This is a genomic window from Kitasatospora sp. NPDC127035, assembly GCF_042726075.1.
GTDB lineage: Bacteria > Actinomycetota > Actinomycetes > Streptomycetales > Streptomycetaceae > Kitasatospora.
Genome location: NZ_JBHXDN010000051.1, coordinates 50,443 through 76,062, shown reverse-complemented (window position 1 = coordinate 76,062; position 25,620 = coordinate 50,443). Strand labels below are relative to the sequence as shown.

At 74.9% G+C, this 25,620-nt stretch carries 4 protein-coding genes (1 of these 4 only partly in view); 1 reads left to right on the top strand and 3 read right to left on the bottom strand.

Annotated elements, in window-relative coordinates; all coding sequences use genetic code 11:
* Together ACFWIC_RS28910 and ACFWIC_RS28905 are read right to left on the bottom strand one after the other, a co-directional pair.
* Positions 1-1,821: type I polyketide synthase (locus ACFWIC_RS28910; protein ID WP_380520369.1), on the bottom strand; the 1,821-nt coding region annotated here is incomplete at its 3' end.
* A 260-nt stretch (positions 1,822-2,081) separates the two neighbouring features.
* Entirely contained in the window at positions 2,082-6,755 is a 4,674-nt protein-coding gene (locus tag ACFWIC_RS28905; protein WP_380520368.1) for an SDR family NAD(P)-dependent oxidoreductase, read from the bottom strand.
* A gap of 278 nt (positions 6,756-7,033) precedes the next feature.
* On the opposite strand from ACFWIC_RS28905, the gene ACFWIC_RS28900 reads away from it, so the two are divergent.
* Positions 7,034-9,382 (top strand): FHA domain-containing protein, encoded by a 2,349-nt coding sequence (locus ACFWIC_RS28900; RefSeq protein ID WP_380520367.1) that lies wholly within the window; start codon positions 7,034-7,036, stop codon positions 9,380-9,382.
* 84 nt (positions 9,383-9,466) lie between these two features.
* On the opposite strand, the gene ACFWIC_RS28895 is transcribed toward ACFWIC_RS28900, so the two are convergent.
* Positions 9,467-25,620: the final stretch of a type I polyketide synthase gene (locus ACFWIC_RS28895; RefSeq protein ID WP_380520366.1), read on the bottom strand. The gene runs 25,060 nt beyond the window's last position; the window shows 16,154 of its 41,214 coding nt (coding positions 25,061-41,214); its start codon lies off the right edge, out of view; its stop codon occupies positions 9,467-9,469.

The following is a 25,620-nucleotide window of genomic DNA, read 5'->3' as shown; positions in this document are numbered from 1 at the left end:
CACCTCCACCCGCGCCAACCAGTCGTCCCCGCCCCGCAGCACCGCCTCCACCGAGAACCCCGTCAACGGCAACAGCGCCGCATCACACTCCCGCAACCGCTCCGCGAACGCTCGCGACTCCAGCAGCCCCACCGCCATACCCAGCCACTGACCACCCTGACCCGGATACACGAACACCACGTCGGTGGAGTCGAGCGCGGTGCCCGCCACGAGCCCGGACCCGACCGCCTCCAGACCGGCGAGGTCCCAGGCCACGGCCCGGTCCGGCAGTACGGCGCGCCGGGCCAGCGTCGCGCCGACCTCCCCCAGCGGCGCGCCGCCCTCCGCGTGCGCCAGGACGGCGGCGGCCTGGGCCCGCAGCGCGGCCGGGCCGGCCCCGGAGAGCAGCAGCGGCACCGGCCCGGTCCCGGCGGCCGGCGACGGCTCCCGGACCGGATCGCCCTGCTCCAGGATCACGTGGGCGTTGGTACCGCTCATGCCGAACGAGGAGACGGCCGACCGGCGCGGGCGGCCCACCGCCGGCCAGGGCCTGGCGTCGGTGAGCAGCTCCACCCTCCCCGCGGTCCAGTCGACCTTCGGGGTCGGCGCGTCGACGTGCAGCGTCTTCGGCAGCTGCCCGTGCCGCATGGCCTCGACCATCTTGATGATGCCGCCGACGCCCGCCGCCGCCTGGGTGTGCCCGATGTTCGACTTCAGCGAGCCCAGCCAGAGCGGCTCGCCCTCGGCCCGGTCCTGGCCGTACGTCGCCAGCAGCGCCTGGGCCTCGATCGGGTCGCCCAGCGTCGTCCCGGTGCCGTGCGCCTCGACCGCGTCGACCTCCTGCGCCGTCAGGCCGGCGTTCGCGAGCGCCTCCCGGATGACCCGCCGCTGGGCCGGGCCGTTCGGCGCGGTCAGCCCGTTCGAGGCGCCGTCCTGGTTCACCGCCGTCCCCCGCACCACGGCCAGGACCGGACGGCCGGCGGCCCGCGCCGAGGAGAGCCGCTCGACCAGCAGCACCCCGGCGCCCTCGCCCCAGCCGGTGCCGTCGGCGGCGGCGGCGAACGACCGGCAGCGGCCGTCGGTGGCGAGGGCGCGCTGCCGCGAGAACTCCAGGAAGGTCCCGGGCGTCGACATCACCAGGACGCCGGCGACCAGCGCCTGGTCGCACTCGCCGCTGCGCAGCGCCTGCACGGCCAGGTGCAGCGCGACCAGCGAGGACGAGCAGGCGGTGTCGACCGTGACCGCCGGGCCCTCCAGGCCGAACGTGTAGGCGAGCCGGCCGGACAGGACGCTGGAGGCGTTGCCGGTGCCCAGGTGGCCCTCCAGCTCGCCGGGACGGTCGCCGAGCAGGCCCAGGTAGTCCTGGTCGTTGCTGCCGGCGAAGACACCGGTGCGGGTGCCGCGCTGGCCCAGCGGGTCCAGGCCGGCCCGCTCGAACGCCTCCCACGCGCACTCCAGCAGCAGCCGCTGCTGCGGGTCCATGGCGCGGGCCTCGCGCGGGCTGATCCCGAACAGCGACGCGTCGAAGTCACCGGCGTCGTGGAGGAATCCGCCCTCGCGCGCCATCGAGGTACCGGGCGCGTCGGGGTCGTCGTCGAACAGCGTGGTGAGGTCCCAGCCCCGGTCGGTCGGGAACTCCCCGACCGCGTCCCTGCCCTCCGCGACCAGGCGCCAGAGGTCGTCCGGGCCTCGCACCCCACCGGGGTAGCGGCAGGCCGTGCCGACGACGGCGATCGGCTCGGAGGCCCGGGCCTCGGCCTCCTGCTGCCGACGGCGGAGCCGGTCGGTCTCCTTCAGTGCGCTGCGCAGGGCCTCGACGAGCTTCTCGTCCGGCTGGGTCATGGTCCACTCCGCTCGTCAGGCCGCTCTGGGGCCTCGGAAATGCTCACGTGGGAGGCGACGGGGTACGTCGCGGGCGACAGGTGACAGGGGCTGGTGAGGGTGACCGGGGGCACCGGCCCGGGGCAGGTGCCCCCGGGCGGGGGCGGGCGGGGCGGGCGGGCGGGGGCGCCGCGCGGGGGGGGCCCCCGGGGGGGGGCGCCGGCCCCCGGGCGGGGTCCCCCGGGCAGGGGGCGGGGGTTGCGGGTACGGGCGCCGGGGCGTCAGTCCTCGTCGGGGGCGGCGGAGCCGAGCGCGAGCCGCATGAGCTCCTCGACGTCCATCGCGTCGAGGTCCTCGGCGGGCGCGCCCGGCCCCGGAAGCGTCGGGGCCGGTTCCACCGGCGCCAGCCGCAGCAGCCGGGGCAGCAGCCCGGACTCCCGCAGCCGCTCGACCGGGATCGCTGCGAGCGCCCGCCGGATCTCCTCGTCGGGCAGGTCCACCGTCTCCGGCACGGGCGCGAGGGACTCCCCGAGGTGGCCCGCGAGCCGTTCGGCGTTCGGGTAGTCGAAGACGAGCGTCGGCGAGAGCGGCAGTCCGGTGGCGGCGATCAGCTGGTCGCGCAGCTGGACGGCGGTGAGCGAGTCGAAGCCGAGCTCGTTGAAGGCCCGTTCCGGCGCCACCGCGGCGCCCGACGCGTGGCCGAGCACGGCCGCCGCCTCGTCCCGGACCAGCCGCAGCAGGATCCGCTCCCGCTCCGCCGGGGCGGCCTCGGCCAGCCGGGCGGCCAGCTGCCCGGCCACGTCCCCGCGGGCGGGGACCGCGCCGGGCCGTCCGTCCGTGAGCGGGTCGGCGGCCAGGCCGGTGAGCAGCGGCCGGGGCCGCGCGGTGGAGAACACGGGGACGAAGCGCGCCCAGTCCACGTCGGCCACGGTGACCGACGCGTCGCCGGCGCCGACCGCCACGCCGAGCGCGTCCAGCGCCCGGTCCGGCGCCATCGGGGTGAGCCCGCGCAACCGGAGCCGGTCGGCGACCTCGTCGTCGGCCGCCATGCCGATCCGGGCCCACGGCCCCCAGGCGATCGCCGTCCCGGGCCGGCCCTGCGCCCGGCGCCGCTCGACGAGCGCGTCCAGCGCCGCGTTCGCCGCCGCGTAGGCGGCCTGCTCCGCGCTTCCCCAGACGCCCGCGATCGAGGAGAAGACGATCAGCGGCACGTCCGGCAGCAACGCGTCGAGGTGCACCGCGCCGTCGACCTTGCCGGCCGCCACGGCGCGCAGGTGGTCCGCGTCCTCGGCGGCCAGCGGCACGTCCCGGCTGACGCCCGCCGCGTGCACGACGGCGTCCACCGCACCGACCTCGGCCAGCAGGGCCGCGACCGCCGACCGGTCGGACAGGTCGCAGGCGTGCGCCTGCGCCGCGGGCAGCTCGGCGAGCAGTTCCGCCGCGCCGGGGGCGTCGGCGCCCCGACGGGAGACCAGCACCAGCCGCTGCGCGCCGTGGGCCGCGGCCCAGCGGGCGACCTCGGCGCCCAGGCCGCCGGTCCCGCCGGTGACGAGCAGGGTGCCGCCGGGCCGCCAGCGCGGGGCGCCGGCGGGCACGGGCGCGGGGACCAGCCGGCGCAGCGCCGGGCCGGCCGCCCGCAGGGCCACCTGGTCCTCGGCGCCGAGCCCGCCGGCCAGGACCGCGACGAGCCGGGCCGCCGCCGGGGCGTCCGGCCGTTCGGGCAGGTCGACCAGTCCGCCCCACCGGTCCGGGTGCTCCAGGCCGAGGACCCGGGCCAGTCCCCAGACCGCCGCCGGGCCCGGGTCGGGCGCCGGATCGTCCGGCCCGGTGGCCACCGCGCGCCGGGTGACGAACCAGTGCGGTGCCGTCAGGCCCTGCCGGACGACCGCGAGGGCCTGCTCCGGGGTGGACACCGCGGCCAGCACACCGGCGAGGGCCGGCCCGGGCTCGGCGACCACCTCGGTACCCGCGGCCCGCAGGGCGCCGGCGAGCGCGCCGTCCTCGTCGCCCAGCACCAGCCACGCGCCGTCCGGCGCGGCGGCGGGCTGCGGCGCGGTGGTCTGCCCGGCGCCGGTCCGCGGCTCCGCGCCGGCCAGGTCGGTGGCCGAGGCGTCCGTGCCCGGCAGGTCGGTGGCCGGCGGGCCGGCGGTCAGGACGTCGCCCGCCGGCTGCCACTCGACGCGGTAGCGCCACCCCTCGGTGCCCGGCTGCTCCTCGGCCGGGCCGTCCAGCCAGAACCGCCGCCGGTGGAACGCGTACGTCGGGAGGTCGACGCGGCGCGCGCCGGGAAGCACCGCGCTCCAGTCGACCGGGAAGCCGTGGACGAACAGCGTGCCCAGCGCGGTGAGCGCGGTGGTGGGCTCGTCGCGGTCCTTGCGCAGCGTCGGGACGCACACGGCGTCCGGGCGCAGCTGCCGGGCCAGCGCCGTCAGGACGCCGTCCGGGCCGAGCTCCACGAGCGTGCCGATGCCGTCCAGCGCGCCGACGGCGTCCGCGAAGCGGACGGGCCGGCGGACCTGCTCGACCCAGTACTCCGGGTCCGACCACTCCCCCGGTCCCACCCGCCGGCCGGTCACGCTCGACACCGCCGGCGTCGACGGCTCGGCGAAGGCCAGGGACTTCACGACGGTCCGGAACTCCGCCAGCATCGGCTCCATCAGCCGGGAGTGGAACGCGTGACTCGTCCGCAGGCGGTTGGTCTTCCAGCCGCGCCCGGCCGCGAGCACGGCCGCCTCCTCCACCGCGTCCGCGGCCCCGGAGACCACCACGGCCGCCGGGCCGTTCACCGCCGCGACGTCCAGCGTGCCGAGCGCCGCCCGGACGTCGGCCTCGGAGGCTCCGACGGCGAGCATCGCCCCGCCGGCGGGTAGGGCCTGCATCAGCCTGCCGCGCGCGGCGACCAGCGTGGCCGCGTCCGCGAGCGACAGCACCCCGGCCACGTGCGCGGCGGCGATCTCGCCGATCGAGTGCCCGACCAGGACGTCCGCCCGCACACCCCAGTGCGTGAGCAGCGCGTGCAACGCCACCTCGACCGCGAACAGCGCCGGCTGCGCGTACTCGGTCCGGTGGACGAGGTCCTCGTCGTGGAGCGCGACGGCCAGCGGCACGCCCAGGTGCGGCTCCAGCGCGGCGGTGACGGTGGCCAGCGCGTCCGCGAACACCGGGAACTCGGCGGCGAGTGCCGCCCCCATGGCCGCCCGCTGCGCGCCCTGGCCGGTGAAGAGGAACGCCCGCTTCCCGCGGACCGCGACCCCTTCGACCATGCCCTCGCCCCGGCCTCCGGAGGCCCAGGCGGTCAGCGCGTCGGCCGCCCGTGCCAGGCCGTCGTCGGTCCGCTGCGCGAGGAACACGGCCCGGTGCGGCAGCGCGGCCCGCAGGGTGGTCGACCGGGCGAGGTCGGCCGGGGACCCGTCCGGATGCTCCCGCAGGTGGCGGCCGAGCCGTCCGGCCTGCCGGCGCAGCGCGTCGGCGTCCGGTCCGCTGACGACCAGCGGCACCACCCGGCCGGCCGCCGGAGCGGGTGCGGCCCGGGGCGCGGACGGGGTCTGGGACACGGACGGGGTCTGGGGGGCGGGGGGTTCCTCCACGATGACGTGGGCGTTGGTGCCGCTGATGCCGAACGACGAGACGGCCGCCCGGCGCGGACGGTCCACCTCCGGCCAGGGGCGGGCCTCGGTGAGCAGTTCCACGTCCCCGGACGCCCAGTCCACCTGGGGGGTGGGCGCGTCGACGTGCAGCGTGCGGGGCAGCACGCCGTGCCGCATCGCCTGGACCATCTTGATGATGCCGGCCGCCCCGGCCGCCGCCTGGGTGTGCCCGAGGTTCGACTTGATCGACCCGAGCCAGAGCGGGTCGCCGCCGTCCCGGTCCCGCCCGTACGTCGCCAGCAGCGCCTGGGCCTCGATCGGGTCGCCCAGCGTCGTCCCCGTACCGTGGGCCTCGACCACGTCGACGTCCCGCGGCGACAGACCGGCGTTCGCCAGCGCCTGGCGGATGACGCGCTGCTGCGACGGGCCGTTCGGCGCCGTCAGACCGCTGGAGGCACCGTCCTGGTTCACCGCCGTGCCCCGCACCACCGCCAGGACCGGGTGGCCGAGCCGCTGCGCGTCCGACAGCCGCTCCACCAGCAGCATGCCGACGCCCTCGCCCCAGCCGGTGCCGTCCGCACCCGCCGCGAAGGACTTGCACCGGCCGTCGGCCGCCAGCCCCCGCTGCCGCGAGAACCCGACGAACGTCTCCGGGGTCGCCATCACCGCGGCCCCGCCCGCGAGGGCGAGATCGCACTCGCCCGCCTGCAGCGCCCGGGCCGCCAGGTGCAGCGTGACCAGGGACGACGAGCAGGCGGTGTCCACCGTCAGCGCGGGGCCCTCCAGGCCGAGCGTGTAGGAGATCCGGCCGGAGGCGACGCTCCCCGAGTTGCCGGTCCCGAGGTACGCCTCGACCTCGTCCGGGACGTCCAGCAGGCGCGCGGCGTAGTCGTGGTACATCAGGCCCACGTAGACGCCGGTGCGGGAGCCGCGCAGGCCCAACGGGTCCACCCCGGCCCGCTCCAGCGCCTCCCACGCCGTCTCCAGCAGCAGGCGCTGCTGCGGGTCCGTCGCCAGCGCCTCGCGCGGCGAGATCCCGAACACGTCCGGGTCGAAGTCCGCGGCCTCGTAGAGGAACCCGCCTTCGCGCGCGTACGAGGTGCCGGGGTGGTCCGGGTCGGGGTGGTAGAGCCCCTCGACGTCCCAGCCGCGGTCGGTCGGGAACAGGCCGATGCCGTCCCGGCCCTCCTCCACCAGCTTCCACAGCTCGTCCGGAGTGGTGATCCCGCCCGGGTAGCGGCAGGCCATCCCGACGATCGCGATCGGCTCGCGGGCGCCGGCCTCGGCCTCCGCCAGCCGCTTGCGCGTCTGATGGAGGTCGGCGGTCACCCGCTTCAAATAGTCCCGGAGCCTCTGCTCAGTCGACACCAGCGCGTCACCTCACTCCGGTGGTCACCGGGATCGCAGGGTGGGACGGCACCGCGGACCGGCGGTACCGTCCCAGACGCTAGGAGCGGTCCCTCGGGCCCCTCAACCCCTAGGAGTCCCTTAGCCGCGGATCCCGGCCCGCCGGCGGGAATCCCCCCGACGGGCCGGGATCCGCCGATCGCGCGGTCCGAGGCCGTCACAGGGGGCAGGGGGCAGGCGCCCGGGTCACGACGCCGCCTCCCGGGCGGCCGGGCCCCCACCGGACTAGCATCGACCGTATGGGAGAACGAGAGTTCGGGCCCAGCGCGCCCCAGCTCGTACTCGATGCCGAAGGCGACTCGCAGGTCATGAGCCCGAGCCGCTCCTACGCCGTCGGCCGGGACCCGGCCAGCGACGTCGTGTTCACCGACCCCCGGGTCTCCTGGCACCACGCCGTCCTGCACGAGGGGGACGGCCGGTGGGTGCTCGACGACGTCGGTTCCACCAACGGCACGTACACCGAGGGCCACCGCGTCCGGCACGTGGACGTCGGCCCCGGCAGCGTGGTCCGCTTCGGCGATCCCGCCGACGGGCCCCGCTGCAGCCTGAGCGCCCTGCCCGAGCCGATGACCGTCCAGCAGCGGCAGTCGTCCGCCCTCACCTCGATCACCGGCTCCTACCGCCCGCCGACCAGCATCCTCCCGCTGTCCGCCCGCGTCGTCCGGATCGGCCGCGCCCCCGACAACGACCTGGTGGTGAGCGACCTCTCCGCCTCCCGCCACCACGCCGAACTCCGTGCCCTCCCCGACGGCCGGTACGAGATCGCGGACCTGGAGAGCCACAACGGCACCTACCTCAACGGCCAGCCCGTGTTCGAGGCCCTCGTCGGCCAGGGCGACCTGGTCGGCATCGGCCACTCGGAGTTCTGCCTGATCGGCGACGAGCTCCAGGAGTTCATCGACACCGGCATCGTCGACCTCGACGTCGAGGACCTCACCGTCACGGTCGGCGACGCCCACGTCCTGCTCGACCACGTCACCTTCCCGGTCGGCGAGAAGAGCCTGCTGGCCGTCACCGGCCCCAGCGGCGCGGGCAAGTCCACCCTGCTCAACGCCCTCACCGGGCTCCGCCCCGCGACCGGGGGCACCGTCCGCTACGACGGCCGCGACCTCTACCGCGAGTACGCCGAGCTGCGCCACCGCATCGGCCTCGTCCCGCAGGACGACATCCTGCACACCCAGCTGCGGGTCCGCCGCGCCCTGCGGTACGCGGCCGAGCTCCGCTTCCCCGGCGACACCGCGCCCGCCGAACGGGAGGCCCGGGTCGAGGAGGTGATCAGCGAGCTCGGCCTCACCCAGCGCGCCGACCAGGTCATCTCCAGCCTCTCCGGCGGCCAGCGCAAGCGCGTCAGCGTCGCCCTGGAACTGCTCACCAAGCCCTCCCTGCTGTTCCTGGACGAACCCACCAGCGGTCTCGACCCCGGCATGGACCGCTCGGTCATGCAGATGCTCCGCAGCCTCGCCGACGACGGACACACCGTCATCGTCGTCACCCACAGCGTGCTCAGCCTCGACCTCTGCGACCGTCTGCTCCTGCTCGTCCCCGGCGGCCGGATCGCCTGGTACGGCCCGCCCGGCGAGGCCCTCGGCCACTTCGGCTTCGACCACTGGCCCCAGGCGTTCGAAGCCTTCGAGAGCCGGCGCGACCACGACTGGGCCGGTCAGTACCGGGCGTCCACCCCCTACCGGCGCTACATCGCCGGCGCCATGGACCACCCCGCCCGCTCGCTCCCCGGCACGCCGGCGCCCACCGCCTCGGCTCCCCGACCCACCCCGAGGCGCTGGGGCAAACAGGTCTCCACCCTCGTCCGCCGCTACGCCACGGTGCTCGCCGCCGACAAGACCTTCCTCGCCGTGATGATCGCCCTGCCGTTCATCATGGGCGCCCTGACGCGCGCCCTCGCGGGCCGACAGCTCGACGAGGACACCGCCCTCAACGCGCTGCTCATCCTCTGCGTCGGCGGCGTCCTCACCGGGGCCGCCAACGCCGTCCGCGAACTGGTCAAGGAAACCGTCATCTACCAGCGCGAACGCGCCGTCGGCCTGTCCAGATCCGCGTACCTCTGCTCGAAGATCGTGGTGCTCGGCACCATCACGGTCGTCCAGTCGGTGGTCCTCACCCTGGTCGCCCTGGTCGGCGTCGGGCTCGGACCACCGGGCGCCGGAGGCGTGTTCCTGCCGCGCCTGGTGGAGATCACCCTCGCCGTCGCCCTGCTCTCCGTCACCACGATGGTCCTCGGCCTCCTCGTCTCCGCCGTGGTGAAGAAGGAGGAGGTGACCATGCCCCTGCTGGTCCTGGTCGCCATCGTCCAGGTGGTGTTCTGCGGCGCGCTGCTCCAGCTCGACCAGACGCCGATCCTCAACCAGCTCTCCTGGCTGGCGCCCGCGCGCTGGGGGTTCGGCGCGATGGCCGCCACCGTCGACCTGGGCGCCCTCCTGCCCGACCCCCTCACCGACGACCCGATGTTCGCCCACCGCGGCAGCGTCTGGCTGCTCGACATGGGCATGCTGCTGGCCCTCTCCGTGCTCTTCGGACTCGTCGTCGCCCGGCTGCTGCGCCGGCGCGAACCCGTGATCATGCGGAAGTAGGCCGCGTCCACCGGTCGCGCCGCGCCCTCGCGGCCGGTGGAGCGCCGGCCCCTGCGTGCCGGCGCTCCGCCCCGCCCCGACCGGCTAGAGGCCGAGGTCGTTGTCGATGAACGCGAACATCTCCTCGTCGCTGGCCTCCTCCAGCAGGTCGACGACCTCGTCCGCCTCCGTCGGCTGCCAGCCCGCGAGCAGCCTCCGGAGCCGGTCCGCGATCTGGTCGCGCACCGCGGGGTCGAGTCCGTCGGCGGCCAACGAGGCCTCGAACCGGTCGAGCTCGGCCAGCGCGGGCAGCGGCGGGGCCACCGGCTCCACCGGGGCCAACTGCTCGAACAGGTGCTCGGCCAGGTCGCCGGGGGTCGGGTAGTCGAAGATCACCGTCGCCGGCAGGCGCAGGCCGGTCACCGCGGTCAGACCGTTGCGCAGTTCGACCGCCGTGAGCGAGTCGAACCCCTGGTCGAGGAAGCCCCGGGCGGGCTCCGTCGGATGGTCGGCCGGGTAGCCCAGCACCGTCGCCATGTGGCCGTGCACCAGGTCCAGCAGCAGTTCGCGCCTCGCCTCGTCCGACAGCCCCGCCAACTGCTGGGCGACCGGCACCACCGTGGGCGCCACGGCCCTGACCGCCGGCCTCCGGACCAGGCCGCTCAGCAGCGCCGGCACCTCCCCCGCCGCCCGCACGGCCGCCAGGTCGAGCCGGATCGGCACCACCGGCGCCGCCGCGGCGGTCACGGCAGCGTCGAACGCCGCCAGCCCCGACGCGACGTCGAAGGGCAGCACGCCGGCCCGGGCCATCCGCTGCCGGTCGGCCTCGTCCAGGTCACCGGCCATGCCGCCCTCGGCCCACGGCCCCCAGGCCAGCGCCTGCCCCGGCAGGCCGAGCGCCCGGCGGTGCTGGGCGAACGCGTCGAGGAACCCGTTGGCCGCGGCGTAGTTCGCCTGCCCCGGCGTCCCGAAGACCGCCGACGCGGACGAGAACAGGACGAACGCCGAGAGTTCCAGGCCCCGGGTGAGTTCGTGCAGGTGCAGCGTGCCGTCCACCTTCGGCCGCAGGACGCGGTCGAGCCGGTCGGGCGTCATCTGCTCGACGATCCCGTCGTCCAGGACACCGGCGGTGTGCACCACCCCGGTCAGCGGGTACTCCGCCGGGATCCCGGCGATCACCGCGGCCAGCGCGGCACGGTCGGTCACGTCCGCCGCGGCGAGCGTCACCTCCACGCCTTCGGCGCCGAGCTCCCCGGCCACCGCCTCCCCGCCGCCGCTGCGGCTGACCAGGACCAGCCGGCGGATCCCGTGGGAGGCGACCAGATGACGCGCCACCCGGCCCGCGAGCGTGCCGGACCCGCCGGTGATCAGCACGGTACCGGCGCCGAACGATCCGACCGCCGGGTCCGTGACCGGGTCCGTGGCCGATGCGGTGGTCGAATCGGTGGCCCGGCCGGTGGTCGGGTCGGTCGCCCGGTCACCGGCGGTCGTGCGCGCCAGCCGCGGCGCGAACAGCGCGCCACCGCGGACCGCCACCTGAGGCTCACCGGAGGCCACCGCCGCCGGCAGCGCCAGCCAGGACGCGGCGTCCTCGTCGACGTCGACCAGGACGAACCGGTCCGGGTTCTCCTGCTGGGCCGACCGGAGCAGGCCCCAGACCGCAGCCCCGGCGAGGTCGACGCCGTCGCCGCCTTCGCCGCCGTCGCCGCCTTCGCCATCGGGCAGGACCGCGTTCCTGGTCAGCACCACCACCCGGGAGTCGGTGGCCAGCGAGCTCTGCACGACCGCCAGCACCCGGCGGACCTCGGCACGGGTCACCTCGGCGACCCCGCCGGCCCCCTGGCCGCCGCTGCCCGCGCCACCCGCGGCCACGAGCACCACCGGGGCACCGAAGCCGTCCCGCGCCGGCACGCCCGGCAGCTCCGGCAGCGGCTCCCCGAGCACCGCCCAGCCGGCCGCCCTCGGCGAGGCCGCCGAAGGGGAAGGCGCCGGCACCCGGTCCCACTCGACCGCGAACAGGTCCGCCGCCACGGGACGGGTGGACGGCACCGGCCTCATCACCAGCGACCCGACCGCGAGCACGGCCTGCCCCGCCGTGGTGAACGCCTCCAACCGGACCGCGTCACCGCCGGCCGGACTGATCCGGACCCGCAACCGGTCCGCGCCGACGGCGTACACCGCCACGTCCGACCAGCTGAACGGCAGCCGTGCCACCGCGTCGGCGTCACCGCCCTCGGCGTCGCCGCCCGGCAGGCTCAGCGCGTGCAGGGCCGCGTCGATCAGGGCGGGGTGCGCACCGAACCGCGACGCCTCACGCCGGAACTCCTCACCGAGGACCACCTCGGTGAACAGGTCGTCGCCACGACGCCAGACCTCCCGAAGCGCCTGGAACGCCGGCCCGTAGTCCAGGCCCATGTCCCGGAGACCGGCGTAGAGGCCGTCGAGCGGCACCTCCACCGCGCCGGCGGGCGGCCAGACGGCGGAGGTGTCGACGGCCCGCCCCGCCGCCGCGCCCGCCGGCGCGAGGGCGCCGGTGGCGTGGTGCTGCCAGCCGTCGCCGTGCTCGTCACGGGAGTGGATGCGCACGTCCCGGCGGCCCCGCTCGTCCGGGCCGTCCACCGTCACCTGGATCCGAACCGCGGCCCGGTCGGGTACGACGAGCGGCACGTGCAGCGTCAGCTCCTCGACGGTGTCGCAGCCGACCTGGCGGGCGGCCTGGAGCGCCAGCTCCAGCAGCGCCGTCCCGGGCAGCAGCGCCGCACCGGCGACCACGTGATCGGCGAGCCAGGGCTGGTCACCGAGCGAGAGCCGGCCGGTGAGCACCGTCCCGTCCCCGTCGACCAGCGGCACGACCGCGCCGAGCAAGGGGTGCTCGGCGGCGCCGAGCCCGGCCGCACCGAGATCGCCGGCGCCGCGGGTCGCGGCGAGCCAGTACCGCTGCCGCTGGAAGGCGTAGGCGGGGAGTTCGAGCGGCCGGAAGCCGGTGAAGAAGGGCGACCAGTCGACCGGGACGCCGTTGACGTGCAGGGTCGCGAGCGCCGTCAGTCCGGTGGTGACTTCGTCGCGGTCGCGGCGCAGCAGCGGCGTGGCGACGGCGTCGGGCTGCTGGACGAGCGCCGACAGGACGCCGTCCGGGCCCAGTTCGACGAACCTGGTGACGCCGTCGAGCGCTTCGAGGGCGTCGGCGAAGCGGACCGGCTTGCGGACCTGGTCCACCCAGTACTCCGGGTCCGACCACTCGCCCGGCCGGACCGGGCGGCCGGTCACCGTGGAGACCGCCGGGAGCGACGGTTCGGCGAAGGCCAGGGACTTCACGATCACACGGAAGTCCTCCAACATCGGCTCCATCAGCCGCGAATGGAAGGCGTGGCTGGTGCGCAGACGGCTGGTCTTCCAACCCCGCTCGCCCGCAGCCTCGGCGACGGCGTCGATCTCGGCTTCCAGGCCCGCGACCACCACGGCCCCAGGACCGTTCACCACGGCGACGTCCACGTCCGGGAACGCGGCGAGGACGTCCGCCTCAGAGGCTCCGACGGCGAGCATCGCCCCACCGGCCGGAAGGGCCTGCATCAACCTGCCGCGCGCCGCGACCAGCGTGGCCGCGTCCGCGAGGGACAGCACCCCGGCCACGTGCGCGGCAGCGATCTCGCCGATCGAGTGCCCCACCAGCACGTCCGCCCGCACACCCCAGTGCGACAGCAGCGCGTGCAACGCCACCTCCACTGCGAACAGCGCCGGCTGGGCGTACCCGGTGCGGTGGATCAACTCCTCGTCCGCCAGCACCTCCGCCAACGGCCGGTCCAGATCGGCATCCACGTGCAACGCCACCTGGTCGAACGCGTCCGCGAAAACCGGGAACGCCTCGTACAACCCCCGGCCCATCGACGCTCGCTGCGCGCCCTGACCCGTGAAGAGGAACGCCACCCGGCCCGCCCGTGCGGTGCCGGTCAGACCACCCGCACCGGTCGCCACCGCGTCCAGCCCGGCCGTCAGCGCGTCGGTCCCACCCGCGAGCACCACCGCGCGATGCGCCAGCGCCGGGCGCCGCGCCGCAGCCGCGGCGAGCGCGTGGAGATCCTGGTCGGCGACGTGCCGCAGACGCTCCGCCTGGGCCCGCAGCGCCGACTCGGTGTGCCCGGCGAGCAGCACCGGGACGACCGTCGGCTCCGGGCCGTCGGCCGGGGCCTCCCCTGCGGGGGCCTCTTCGAGGATGACGTGCGCGTTGGTGCCGCTGACGCCGAACGCCGAGACGCCGGCCCGACGAGGCCGGTCCCCGGGGTTCCAGGGACGCGACGCGGTCAGCAGCTCGACCTCACCGGCCGACCATTCCACGTGCGGCGACGGCTCGTCCGCGTGCAGGGTGGCGGGGAGTGTCTCGTGCCGCATCGCCAGCAGCATCTTGATGATGCCCGCGACACCGGCCGCCGCCTGCGTGTGGCCGATGTTGGACTTCACCGACCCGAGCCACAACGGCTCGCCGTCACGGTCCTGACCGTAGGTGGCCAGGAGCGCCTGGGCCTCGATGGGGTCGCCGAGCGTCGTGCCGGTGCCGTGCGCCTCGACGGCGTCGACGTCCTGCGGGGTCAACCCCGCCTGCGCCAGCGCCGCCCGGATCACCCGCTGCTGCGACGGACCGTTCGGCGCCGTCAGACCGTTCGACGCACCGTCCTGATTGACCGCCGTGCCCCGGACCACCGCCAGGACCTGACGACCGGCAGCCCGCGCCGACGACAACCGCTCGACGAGCAGCATGCCGACACCCTCGGACCAGCCCGTCCCGTCCGCAGCTGCACCGAACGACTTGCACCGGCCGTCGGCAGCAAGTCCGCGCTGACGCGAGAACTCCACGAAGACATCGGCGTTCGGCATCACGGTCGCACCGCCGACCAGCGCCATCGAGCACTCACCCGACCGCAGCGCCTGCGCCGCCAGGTGCAGCGCCACCAACGAGGACGAACACGCCGTGTCCACCGTCACCGCAGGGCCTTCGAGCCCGAAGGAGTAGGAGATCCGGCCGGACATCACCGACGAGGCCGTGCCCGTCAGCAGGTGCCCCTCCAGGCCCTCCCCGCTCTCCACCGACCCGATGCCGTACCCCATGAACGAGGCGCCGACGAACACGCCCACCGGCTCGCCGCGCAGGCCCAGCGGATCGACCCCACCCCGCTCCAGCGCCTCCCACGACGTCTCCAGCAGCAACCGCTGCTGCGGATCCATCGCCAGCGCCTCGCGCGGCGAGATCCCGAACAGCCTGGCGTCGAAGTCGCCGGCCTCGTAGAGGAAGCCTCCGTGCCGGGTGTACGAGGTGCCCGCGTGGTCCGGGTCGGGGTGGTACAGGGCTTCCAGGTCCCAGCCACGGTCGGTCGGGAAGGCCCCGATGCCGTCCCGGCCCTCGGCCACCAGATCCCAGAACGCCTCGGGTGTCTCCACCCCGCCCGGCAACCGCAGCCCCATGCCCACGATGACCACCGGGTCGTCCTGGACCGCGACCGGAACCGCCGCCCCGGTCGGTGCGGCTGCCTCCGCGCTGCCCACCACCTGTGCCAGCACGTACGCGGCGAGCCGCTCGGCGCTCGGGTAGTCGAACGCCAGCGTCGCCGGCAGCGCCAGCCCGGTCGCCGACCGCAGACGGTTGCGCAGTTCGACGGCGGTCAGCGAGTCGAAGCCCAGCTCCTTGAAGGCCCGAGACGCCTCGATCTCCCCGGCCGACGCATGGCCGAGAGCCGCCGCGACCTCGGCCCGGACCAGCTCCAGCACGGTCCGCTGCCGCTCCGCCGACGACAGACCCGCCAACCGGGCGGCCAGACCGGAGTCCGACTCCGGCGCGGCAGCCGACTCGGCGGCCTCCGGCAGCCGGTCGAAGAACGGTCGGGCGCGGCTCGCGGTGAACAGCGGCAGGAAGTCCGCCCAGCGGACGTCCGCAACGGTAACCGCCTCGTCCCCCGATCCGACGGCCGACGCCAGCGCGGCCAGCGCCCGAGCGGGATCCATCGGGCTCAGACCCCGGCGGCGCAGCTGCGTGGCCGTCTCGTCGTCCGCCGCCATACCCACGCGGGCCCACGGACCCCAGGCGACGGCGGTACCCGGCAGACCCTGCGCGCGACGCCGCGCCACCAGCGCGTCCAGCGCCGCGTTCGCCGCCCCGTACGCCGCCTGCTCCCCGCTGCCCCAGACACCCGAGATCGACGAGAACACCACGAACGCGTCAAGATCCGTACCGACCAGCGCGTCCAGGTGCAACGCCCCGTCGACCTTGCCCCGGATCACCCGGTCCAGATGCGCCTCGTCCGCGTCCACGAGTGGCACGTCCTCGGCCACACCGGCCGCGTGCACGACCGCGTCGACCCGACCGACCACGGCCAGCAACGCCTCCACCGCGGACCGATCCGCCAGATCACACGCATGGATCTCCGCCATCGGCAGCTCCGCCAACAACTCCGCCGCCCCCGGAGCCTGAGATCCACGCCGGGAGAGCAACACCAACCGCTCCGCACCGTTCGCAGCCGCCCACCGCGCCACCTCGACGCCCAGACCACCCGTCCCACCGGCGACCAGCACCGTGCCCCGAGGCTTCCAGACCGACCCGGAACCCACCGGCGCGTGAACGAGACGACGAACGAGCACGCCACCACCGCGCACCGCGACCTGGTCCTCCGCGCCCAACGCACCACCCAGGACAGCAGCAACACGACCCGCCGCCCGGCGGTCCAACTCGACCGGCAGATCGAGCAGACCGCCCCACATCCCGGGGTGCTCCAACCCCACCGCCCGGCCGAAGCCCCACAGCTGCGCCTGGTCGACGTCCACCGCGCCGTCCGCCCGGCCGGTGACCACGGCACCCCGCGTCACCAGCCACAACGCGGCCCCGGACCCGGCAGTCGCCATCGTCCGGACCAGTGCCAGCGCCTCGTCCACGGACCCCGGCGCCGCCAGGACGCCGACGACGTCCAGGCCACACAGGCGGGTGTCCAGCTCCGCCGTCGAACCCGCCGGCACCGAAAGGACCTTGGCGCCGTGCTGTTCCAGCGCGTCGGCCAACGGGACATCGCCGACCAGGATCCAGGTACCTCCCGCGAGGGACACAGCCCCGGGTTCCGGCAGCGGCTCCCACGTGACGTGGTAGCGCCAGCCGTCCAGGAGCGAACGCTCCCGCCCCTGCGCGCGCCAGGAGGTCAGCGCGGGCAGGACACCTTCCAGGTCGGCCTCCGCGACGCCGAGCTGCGCGGCGAGGCCGGGCAGGTCGCCCTGCTCGATCCGGTCCCAGAAACCCGCCTCGACAGCGTCGACCACCGGGGGCCTGAATTCGAGCCAGTACTCCTGGCGTTGGAAGGCGTAGGTCGGCAGCTCGGCCGGTCGGACGCCCGTGAACAGCGGCGACCAGTCGACCGGGACGCCGTTGACGTGCAGGGTCGCGAGTGCCGTCAGTGCGGTGGTGACTTCGTCACGGTCGCGGCGCAGCAGCGGCGCGGTGACGGCGTCGGGCTGCTGGACGAGCGCGGACAGGACCGCATCCGGGCCGAGCTCGACGTAGGTGGTGACGCCGTCGAGCGCCGCGAGGGCGTCGAGGGCGTCGGCGAACCGGACGGGCTTGCGGACCTGGTCGACCCAGTACTCCGGGTCCGACCACTGCCCGACACCGACCGGGCGTCCTGTCACGGAGGACACCGCCGGGACCGAAGGCTCGGAGAAGGACAACCCACGCACCACGGCGCGGAAGTCCTCCAACATCGGCTCCATCAACCGCGAATGGAAGGCGTGACTGGTCCGCAGACGGCTGGACTTCCAGCCCCGCTCGCCCGCAGCCTCCGCAACGGCGTCGATCTCGGCTTCCAGACCCGCGACCACCACGGCCCCAGGACCATTCACCACGGCGACATCCACGTCCGGGAACGCGGCGAGGACGTCCGCCTCGGAAGCGCCCACCGCGAGCATCGCCCCACCGGCCGGAAGGGCCTGCATCAGTCGGCCGCGCGCCGCGACCAGCGTGACCGCGTCCGACAGAGACAGCACCCCGGCCACATGCGCGGCAGCGATCTCACCGATCGAATGACCGACCAGGACATCCGCCCGCACACCCCAGTGCGTGAGGAGCGCGTGCAAGGCCACCTCGACCGCGAACAGGGCCGGCTGCGCATACCCCGTCCGGTGGATCAACTCCTCGTCCGCGAGCACCTCCGCCAACGGCCGGTCCAGATCGGCATCCACGTGCAACGCCACCTGGTCGAAGGCATCCGCGAACACCGGGAACGCCTCGTACAACCCCCGGCCCATCGACGCACGCTGCGCACCCTGCCCCGTGAACAGGAACGCCACCCGGCCCGCCCGTGCGGTGCCGGTCAGACCACCCGCACCGGACACCACCGCGTCCAGCCCGGCCGTCAGCTCGTCGGTCCCACCCGCGAGCACCACCGCACGATGCGCCAGCACCGGACGCCGCGCCGCAGCCGCCGCCACGGCCGTCAGGTCGGTACCCGACACCGTCCTCAGCCGCTCCGCCTGCGCCCGCAGCGCGTCCGGGGTCCGGCCGGACAGCAGCACCGGCACCACCGGCAGGTGCGCGACCGGTACCGAGGCCGGCTCCGCCACCGGGGGCTCTTCCAGGATCACGTGCGCGTTCGTCCCGCTCACGCCGAACGCCGACACACCCGCTCGTCGCGGCCGGTCCCCGGCGCTCCACGGACGCGGCTCCGTCAGCAACTCGACTGCGCCTACGGACCAGTCGACCTCCGCCGACGGCTCGTCCGCGTGCAGGGTGGCGGGGAGCGTCTCGTGCCGCATCGCCAGCAGCATCTTGATGATGCCCGCGACACCGGCCGCCGCCTGCGTGTGGCCGATGTTGGACTTCACCGACCCGAGCCAGAGCGGCTCGCCTCCGTCACGGTCCTGACCGTACGTCGCCAGCAGTGCCTGGGCCTCGATCGGGTCGCCGAGCGTCGTGCCGGTGCCGTGCGCCTCAACGACATCCACGTCGGACGCCGACAGGCCCGCCTGCGCCAACGCGGCCCGGATCACCCGCTGCTGCGACGGACCGTTCGGCGCCGTCAGACCGTTCGACGCACCATCCTGGTTCACCGCCGTGCCCCGCACCACCGCCAGGACCTGACGACCGGCAGCCCGCGCCGACGACAACCGCTCGACCAGCAGGACACCGGCCCCCTCGGACCAACCCGTCCCGTCCGCACCCGCACCGAACGACTTGCACCGGCCGTCGGGCGCCAGACCCCGCTGACGCGAGAACTCCACGAAGATGTCGGGCGTCGGCATCACGGTGACGCCGCCGACCAGCGCCATCGAGCACTCACCCGACCGCAGCGCCTGCGCGGCCAGGTGCAGCGCGACCAGCGACGACGAGCACGCCGTGTCGATGGTCACCGCAGGGCCTTCGAGCCCGAACGTGTAGGAGATCCGGCCGGACATCACCGACGAGGCCGTGCCCGTCAGCAGGTGCCCCTCCAGGCCCTCCCCGCTCTCCACCGATCCGGTGCCGTACCCCATGAACGAGGCACCGACGAACACACCGACCGGCTCGCCGCGCAGGCCCAGCGGATCGACCCCACCCCGCTCCAACGCCTCCCACGACGTCTCCAGCAGCAACCGCTGCTGCGGATCCATCGTCAACGCCTCGCGCGGCGAGATCCCGAACAGCGCGGCGTCGAACTTGCCCGCGTCGTGGAGGAATCCACCCTCGCGGGCGTAGTAGGTGCCCGCGTGCTCCGGATCCGGGTGGTACAGCCCTTCCAGGTCCCAGCCACGGTTCGTCGGGAACGCGCCGATGCCGTCCCGGCCCTCGGCCACCAGATCCCAGAACGCCTCGGGTGTCTCCACCCCGCCCGGCAACCGCAGGCCCGTCCCGACGATGACGATCGGGTCGTCGGTGGCCACGGTCGTGACCTCGGGGCCCGCCACCGGGGCGGTCGCACCGACCATCTGTTCCAGGACGAACGCGGCGAGCCGCTCGGCGCTCGGGTAGTCGAACGCCAGCGTCGCCGGCAGCGCCAGCCCGGTCGCCGACCGCAGACGATTCCGCAGCTCGACGGCGGTCAGCGAGTCGAAGCCCAGCTCCTTGAACGCCCGCGACGCCTCGACCGCCCCGGCCGACGCGTGCCCCAGCACCGCCGCGACCTCGGCCCGGACCAGCTCCAGCACGGTCCGCTGCCGCTCCGCCGACGACAGGCCCGCCAACCGCGCAGCCGGCCCGGAGCCCGACTCCGGAGCGACAACGAGCTCGACGGCCTCCGGCAAGTCGGCCAGGAACGGCCGCTCACGCGCCGCCGTGAACAGCGGCAGGAACTCCGACCACCGCACGTCCGCGACGGTGACGGCCGCCTCGCCCGACCCGACGGCCGACGCCAGCACGGCCAGCGCCCGAGCGGGATCCATCGGATTCAGACCCCGCCGGCGCAACTGCGTGGCCGACTCGTCGTCCGCCGCCATACCCACGCGGGCCCACGGACCCCAGGCGACGGCGGTACCCGGCAGGCCCTGCGCGCGACGCCGCGCCACCAGCGCGTCCAGCGCCGCGTTCGCCGCCCCGTACGCCGCCTGCTCCCCGCTGCCCCAGACACCCGAGATCGACGAGAACACCACGAACGCGTCGAGATCCGTACCGACCAACGCGTCCAGGTGCAACGCCCCGTCGACCTTGCCGTCGACGACCCGGCGGACGTGCTCCTCGTCCGCGTCCACCAGAGCCATGTGCTCGCTGACGCCGGCCGCGTGCACGACCGTGTCGACCTTGCCGACCGTTGCCAGCAACGCCTCGACCGCGGACCGGTCCGCCAGATCACAGGCGTGGATCTCCGCCATCGGCAGCTCCGCCAGCAGCTCCGCCGCCCCCGGCGCCCGCACGCCACGCCGGGAGAGCAGCACCAGCCGCTCCGCACCGTTCGCCGCCGCCCACCGCGCGACCTCGGCCCCCAGGCCGCCCGTCCCACCGGCGATCAGCACCGTGCCCCGAGGCTTCCAGACCGACCCGGAAGCCACCGGCGCATGCTCCAAGCGCCGCACCAGCACACCGCCGCCGCGAACGGCGACCTGATCCTCCGCACCCAGCGCACCACCCAGGACCGCAGCAACACGACCCGCCGCCCGACTGTCCACGACGGCAGGAAGGTCCAGCAGACCGCCCCAGCGCTCGGGGTGTTCCAGCGCCAGCGTGCGACCGAGGCCCCAGGTCTGGGCCTGGACCGGACCGGCCGGGGCGTCCGCCCTCCCGACGGACACCGCGCCCCGGGTGATCAGCCAGAGAGGTGCCGTCGACTCGACGTCCAGGCAGGCCTGGACGACGGCGAACGTGTCCAGCAGGGGCGCGTCCTCAAGAGCGGCGAGGCTCACCACGCCCGCGATCGGCTCGTCCAGCGCCCGCAGCCGCCGGGCGAGCGCGCCGCGCTCGTCCGCTCCGACCGTCAGAACCCGCGCACCGTGGCCGGTCAGGGCCGCCGCGAGTCCGACGGTGTCCGCGCCGACCAGCACCCAGGTGCCCTCCAGCACCGACGTGCCCGGCTCGGGCACCGGCTGCCAGCCGACCCGGTAGCGCCAGCCGTCCGACCGGGAGCGCTCGCGGCCGCGTGCCCGCCAGGACGTCAGCGCGGGCAGCACGCTCTCCAGCGGGGACAAGGGGTCGACGCCGAGTTCCGTGGCGAGCGTGGTGAGGTCGCCACGGTCGATCGTGGCCCAGAACCCGGCCTCGGCGGGATCGGCGGCCACCGCCTTCGCGGGCCGGCTCTCCAGCCAGTACCGCTGGTGCTGGAAGGCGTAGGTCGGCAGCTCGGCCGGTCGGACGCCGGTGAAGAAGGGCGCCCAGTCGACCGGAACGCCGTTGACGTGCAAGGTCGCCAACGCCGTGAGCACGGTGGTGACTTCGTCGCGGTCGCGGCGCAGCAGCGGCGCGGTGACGGCGTCGGGCTGCTGGACGAGCGCGGACAGGACGCCGTCCGGGCCCAGTTCGACGAACCTGGTGACGCCGTCGAGGGCCGCGAGGGCGTCGGCGAAGCGGACGGGCTTGCGGACCTGGTCGACCCAGTACTCCGGGTCCGACCACTGCCCGACACCGACCGGGCGGCCTGTCACCGACGAAACCGCCGGGACCGAAGGCTCGGCGAAGGACAACCCACGCACCACGGCGCGGAAGTCCTCCAACATCGGCTCCATCAACCGCGAATGGAAGGCGTGACTGGTCCGCAGACGGCTGGACTTCCAGCCCCGCTCGCCCGCCGCCTCCGCGACAGCGTCGATCTCGGCTTCCAGGCCCGCGACCACCACGGCCCCAGGACCGTTCACCACCGCGACGTCCACATCCGGGAACGCGGCGAGGACGTCCGCCTCGGAGGCTCCGACGGCGAGCATCGCCCCACCGGCCGGAAGGGCCTGCATCAGTCGGCCGCGTGCGGCGACCAGCGTGGCGGCGTCCCCGAGGGACAGCACCCCGGCCACATGCGCGGCAGCGATCTCACCGATCGAGTGCCCGACCAGGACGTCCGGCCGCACACCCCAGCGGGTGAGCAGCGCATGCAACGCCACCTCGACGGCGAACAGGGCCGGCTGCGCGTACCCGGTGCGGTGGATCAGCTCCTCGTCCGCCAGCACCTCCGCCAACGGCCGGTCCAGATGGGCATCCAGGTGCAACGCCACCTGGTCGAAGGCATCCGCGAACACCGGGAACGCCTCGTACAACCCCCGGCCCATCGACGCTCGCTGCGCGCCCTGACCCGTGAACAGGAACGCCACCCGCCCGGCACCCGTCGTGCCCCGGAGTGCCGCAGCACCTATGGCGACTCGGCGCATGCCCTCGACGAGGGTCTCCCGGTCACCGGCGAGCACCACGGCCCGGTGCGGCAGTGCCGCACGGCGGATCGAGGCGGCGCCGAGTTCCACCGGGCGAGCGATGTCCACCCCGGCGCTGTCGATCAGCTGTTGAGCCTGAGCACGCAGGGACGCCTCGTCCGTACCGGACAACAGCACCGGAGCAAGCGGTAGTTCGACCGACACCGGGGCAGTGGGCTCGACCGTCGGCGGCTCCTCCACGATCACGTGCGCGTTGGTGCCACTGACGCCGAACGCCGACACACCCGCCCGACGAGGCCGGTCCCCGGGGTTCCAGGGCCGCGACTCCGTCAACAGCGACACCGCGCCGGAAGCCCACTCCACGTGCGGGGAACGCTCGTCGGCGTGGAGCGTCGCGGGCAGGGTCCCGTGCCGCATGGCCAGCAGCATCTTGATGATGCCCGCGACACCGGCCGCCGCCTGCGTGTGCCCGATGTTGGACTTCACCGACCCCAGCCAGAGCGGGTCGCCGCCGTCCCGGTCCTGACCGTAGGTGGCCAGGAGGGCCTGGGCCTCGATCGGGTCGCCGAGCGTCGTGCCGGTGCCGTGCGCCTCGACCGCGTCCACGTCGGACGCCGACAGGCCCGCCTGCGCCAACGCGGCCCGGATCACCCGCTGCTGCGACGGACCGTTCGGCGCCGTCAGACCGTTCGAAGCACCGTCCTGATTGACCGCGGTACCCCGGACCACCGCCAAGACCTGGCGACCGGCAACCCGCGCCGACGACAACCGCTCGACCAGCAGCATGCCGACACCCTCGGACCAACCCGTCCCGTCCGCGCCCGCACCGAACGACTTGCACCGGCCGTCCGGCGCCAGACCCCGCTGACGCGAGAACTCCACGAACACATCCGGCGTCGGCATCACCGTCACACCACCGACCAGCGCCATCGAGCACTCACCCGACCGCAGCGCCTGCACCGCCAGATGCAGGGCGACCAACGACGACGAACACGCCGTGTCCACCGTCACCGCCGGGCCTTCGAGCCCGAACGTGTACGAGATCCGCCCCGACATCACCGACGAAGCCGTACCCGTCAGGAGGTGCCCCTCCACACCGTCGGAAGCCTCGACCGGTCCGGAGCCGTATCCCATGAAGGAGGCACCGACGAACACGCCGACCGGGTGTCCGGCCAGTCCGGCCCGTGGGTCCACGCCTGCCCGTTCGAACGACTCCCACGAGGTCTCCAGCAACAGGCGCTGCTGCGGATCCATCGCCAGCGCCTCACGCGGCGAGATCCCGAACAGCCCCGCATCGAACTCGCCCGCGCCGTACAGGAACCCGCCCTCCCGGGCGTAGAACGTCCCCGCATGCTCCGGATCCGGGTGGTACAACCCCTCCAGATCCCACCCACGATCCGTCGGGAACGCCCCGATCCCGTCCTCGCCTGCGGAGAGCAACTCCCAGAACCGTTCCGGAGAGTCCACCCCGCCGGGCAGCCGCAGGCCCATCCCGACGATCACCACCGGATCGTCGTCGGTGGCGACAGCGAGCGCCGGAACGGCAGGACCGGCCGCCTCCGCGCCTCCCACCTCGGCCAGGACGAACGCGGCGAGCCGCTCGGCGCTCGGGTAGTCGAACGCCAGCGTCGCCGGCAGCGCCAGCCCGGTCGCCGACCGCAGACGGTTGCGCAGTTCGACGGCGGTCAGCGAGTCGAAGCCCAGCTCCTTGAAGGCCCGAGACGCCTCGATCTCCCCGGCCGACGCATGGCCGAGAGCCGCCGCGACCTCGGCCCGGACCAGCTCCAGCACGGTCCGCTGCCGCTCCGCCGACGACAGACCCGCCAACCGCGCGGCCAGCCCGGTACCCGGCTCCGGCACGGTGGCCGACTCGGCGGCCTCCGGCAGGTCAGCCAGGAACGGCCGCTCACGCGCCGCCGTGAACAGCGGCAGGAACTCCGACCACCGCACGTCCGCGACCGTGACCAGGTCGTCCCCGGCGCCCACGGCCCGGGCCAGTGCGGCCACGGCGCGATCGGGAGCCATCCCCACCAGGCCCTGCCTGCGGAGCGAAGCGGCGGCCTCGACGTCGGCCGCCATGCCGACGCTCGCCCAGGGACCCCAGGCGACCGACGTGCCGGGGAGCCCGGCGGCCCGTCGGCGCAGGACCAGGGCGTCGAGAGCGGTGTTCGCCGCCCCGTACGCGGCCTGCCGACTGCTGCCCCATGTCGCCGAGATGGACGAGAACACCACGAACGCGTCGAGATCCGTACCGACCAGCGCGTCCAGGTGCAGCGCCCCGTCGACCTTGCCCCGGATCACCCGGTCCAGATGCGCCTCGTCCGCGTCGACCAGCGCCACGTCCTCGCCCACACCGGCCGCGTGCACGACCGCGTCGACCCGACCGACCACGGCCAGCAACGCCTCCACCGCGGACCGATCCGCCAGATCACACGCATGGATCTCCGCCATCGGCAGCTCCGCCAACAACTCCGCCGCCCCGGGCGCCTGAGATCCACGCCGGGAGAGCAGCACCAACCGCTCCGCACCGTTCGCCGCCGCCCACCGCGCCACCTCGATGCCCAAGCCACCGGTCCCACCGGTGATGAGCACCGTGCCGCGCGGACTCCACGCACCGGCAGCACCGACCGCACCGGCCGGCGCATGCGCGAGCCGCCGTACGAGCACGCCACCACTACGCAGCGCGACCTGGTCCTCCGCGCCCAACGCGCCACCCAGGACCGCGCCGAGGCGACCGGCCGCCCGGGTGTCGACGACCGGCGGCAGGTCGAGCAGACCGCCCCAGAATTCCGGGTGCTCCAGCCCCACCGCCCGGCCGAAGCCCCACAGCTGCGCCTGACCGACGTCGACCGTGTCGTCCGCCCGGCCGGTGACCACCGCGTTCCGGGTGACCGTCCACAGCGGGGTCGTGCTCCGTACGTCCGTCAAAGCCTGCACCAGCGCCAGGTTTTCACCGACCGATCCGAGGACCGAAACGACGCCCTCCGCCTCCTGCCCGGCCAGCCGGGCCGCCAGCTCGGAGCGGGAGCCCGTCGGCACGGTCATGACCTCCGCGCCGAGCCCGGAGAGGACCGCAGCGAGGCCGAACCCGTCGTCGCCGACCAGCAGCCACGTCCCGCTGATCCGCCCGTGGCCCGCGACGGTGGTGGGGTTCCAGACGGCGCGGTAGCGCCACGCGTCGATCAGCGTCCGCTCCCGGCCACGCGCACGCCAGGCGGCCAGCGCGGGAACCAGGCCCGCCAGCGCCTCGGCCTCCACGCCGAGGCGGTCGGCGAGCGTAGCCACGTCGCCCGACTCGACCACGGTCCAGAACCCGTCGTCGTCACGGTCTGAGCGGGGCCGGGCCCCCTTCTCGGGCCAGAACCGCTCCCTCTGGAAGGCGTAGGTCGGCAGCTCGGCCGGTCGGACGCCCGTGAACAGCGGCGACCAGTCGACCGGGACGCCGTTGACGTGCAGGGTCGCGAGTGCCGTCAGCG

What these genes read in the sequence shown, in the direction of transcription:
- ACFWIC_RS28900 (WP_380520367.1), top strand. Translation starts at nt 7,034, where the DNA reads ATGGGAGAACGAGAGTTCGGGCCCAGCGCGCCCCAGCTCGTACTCGAT.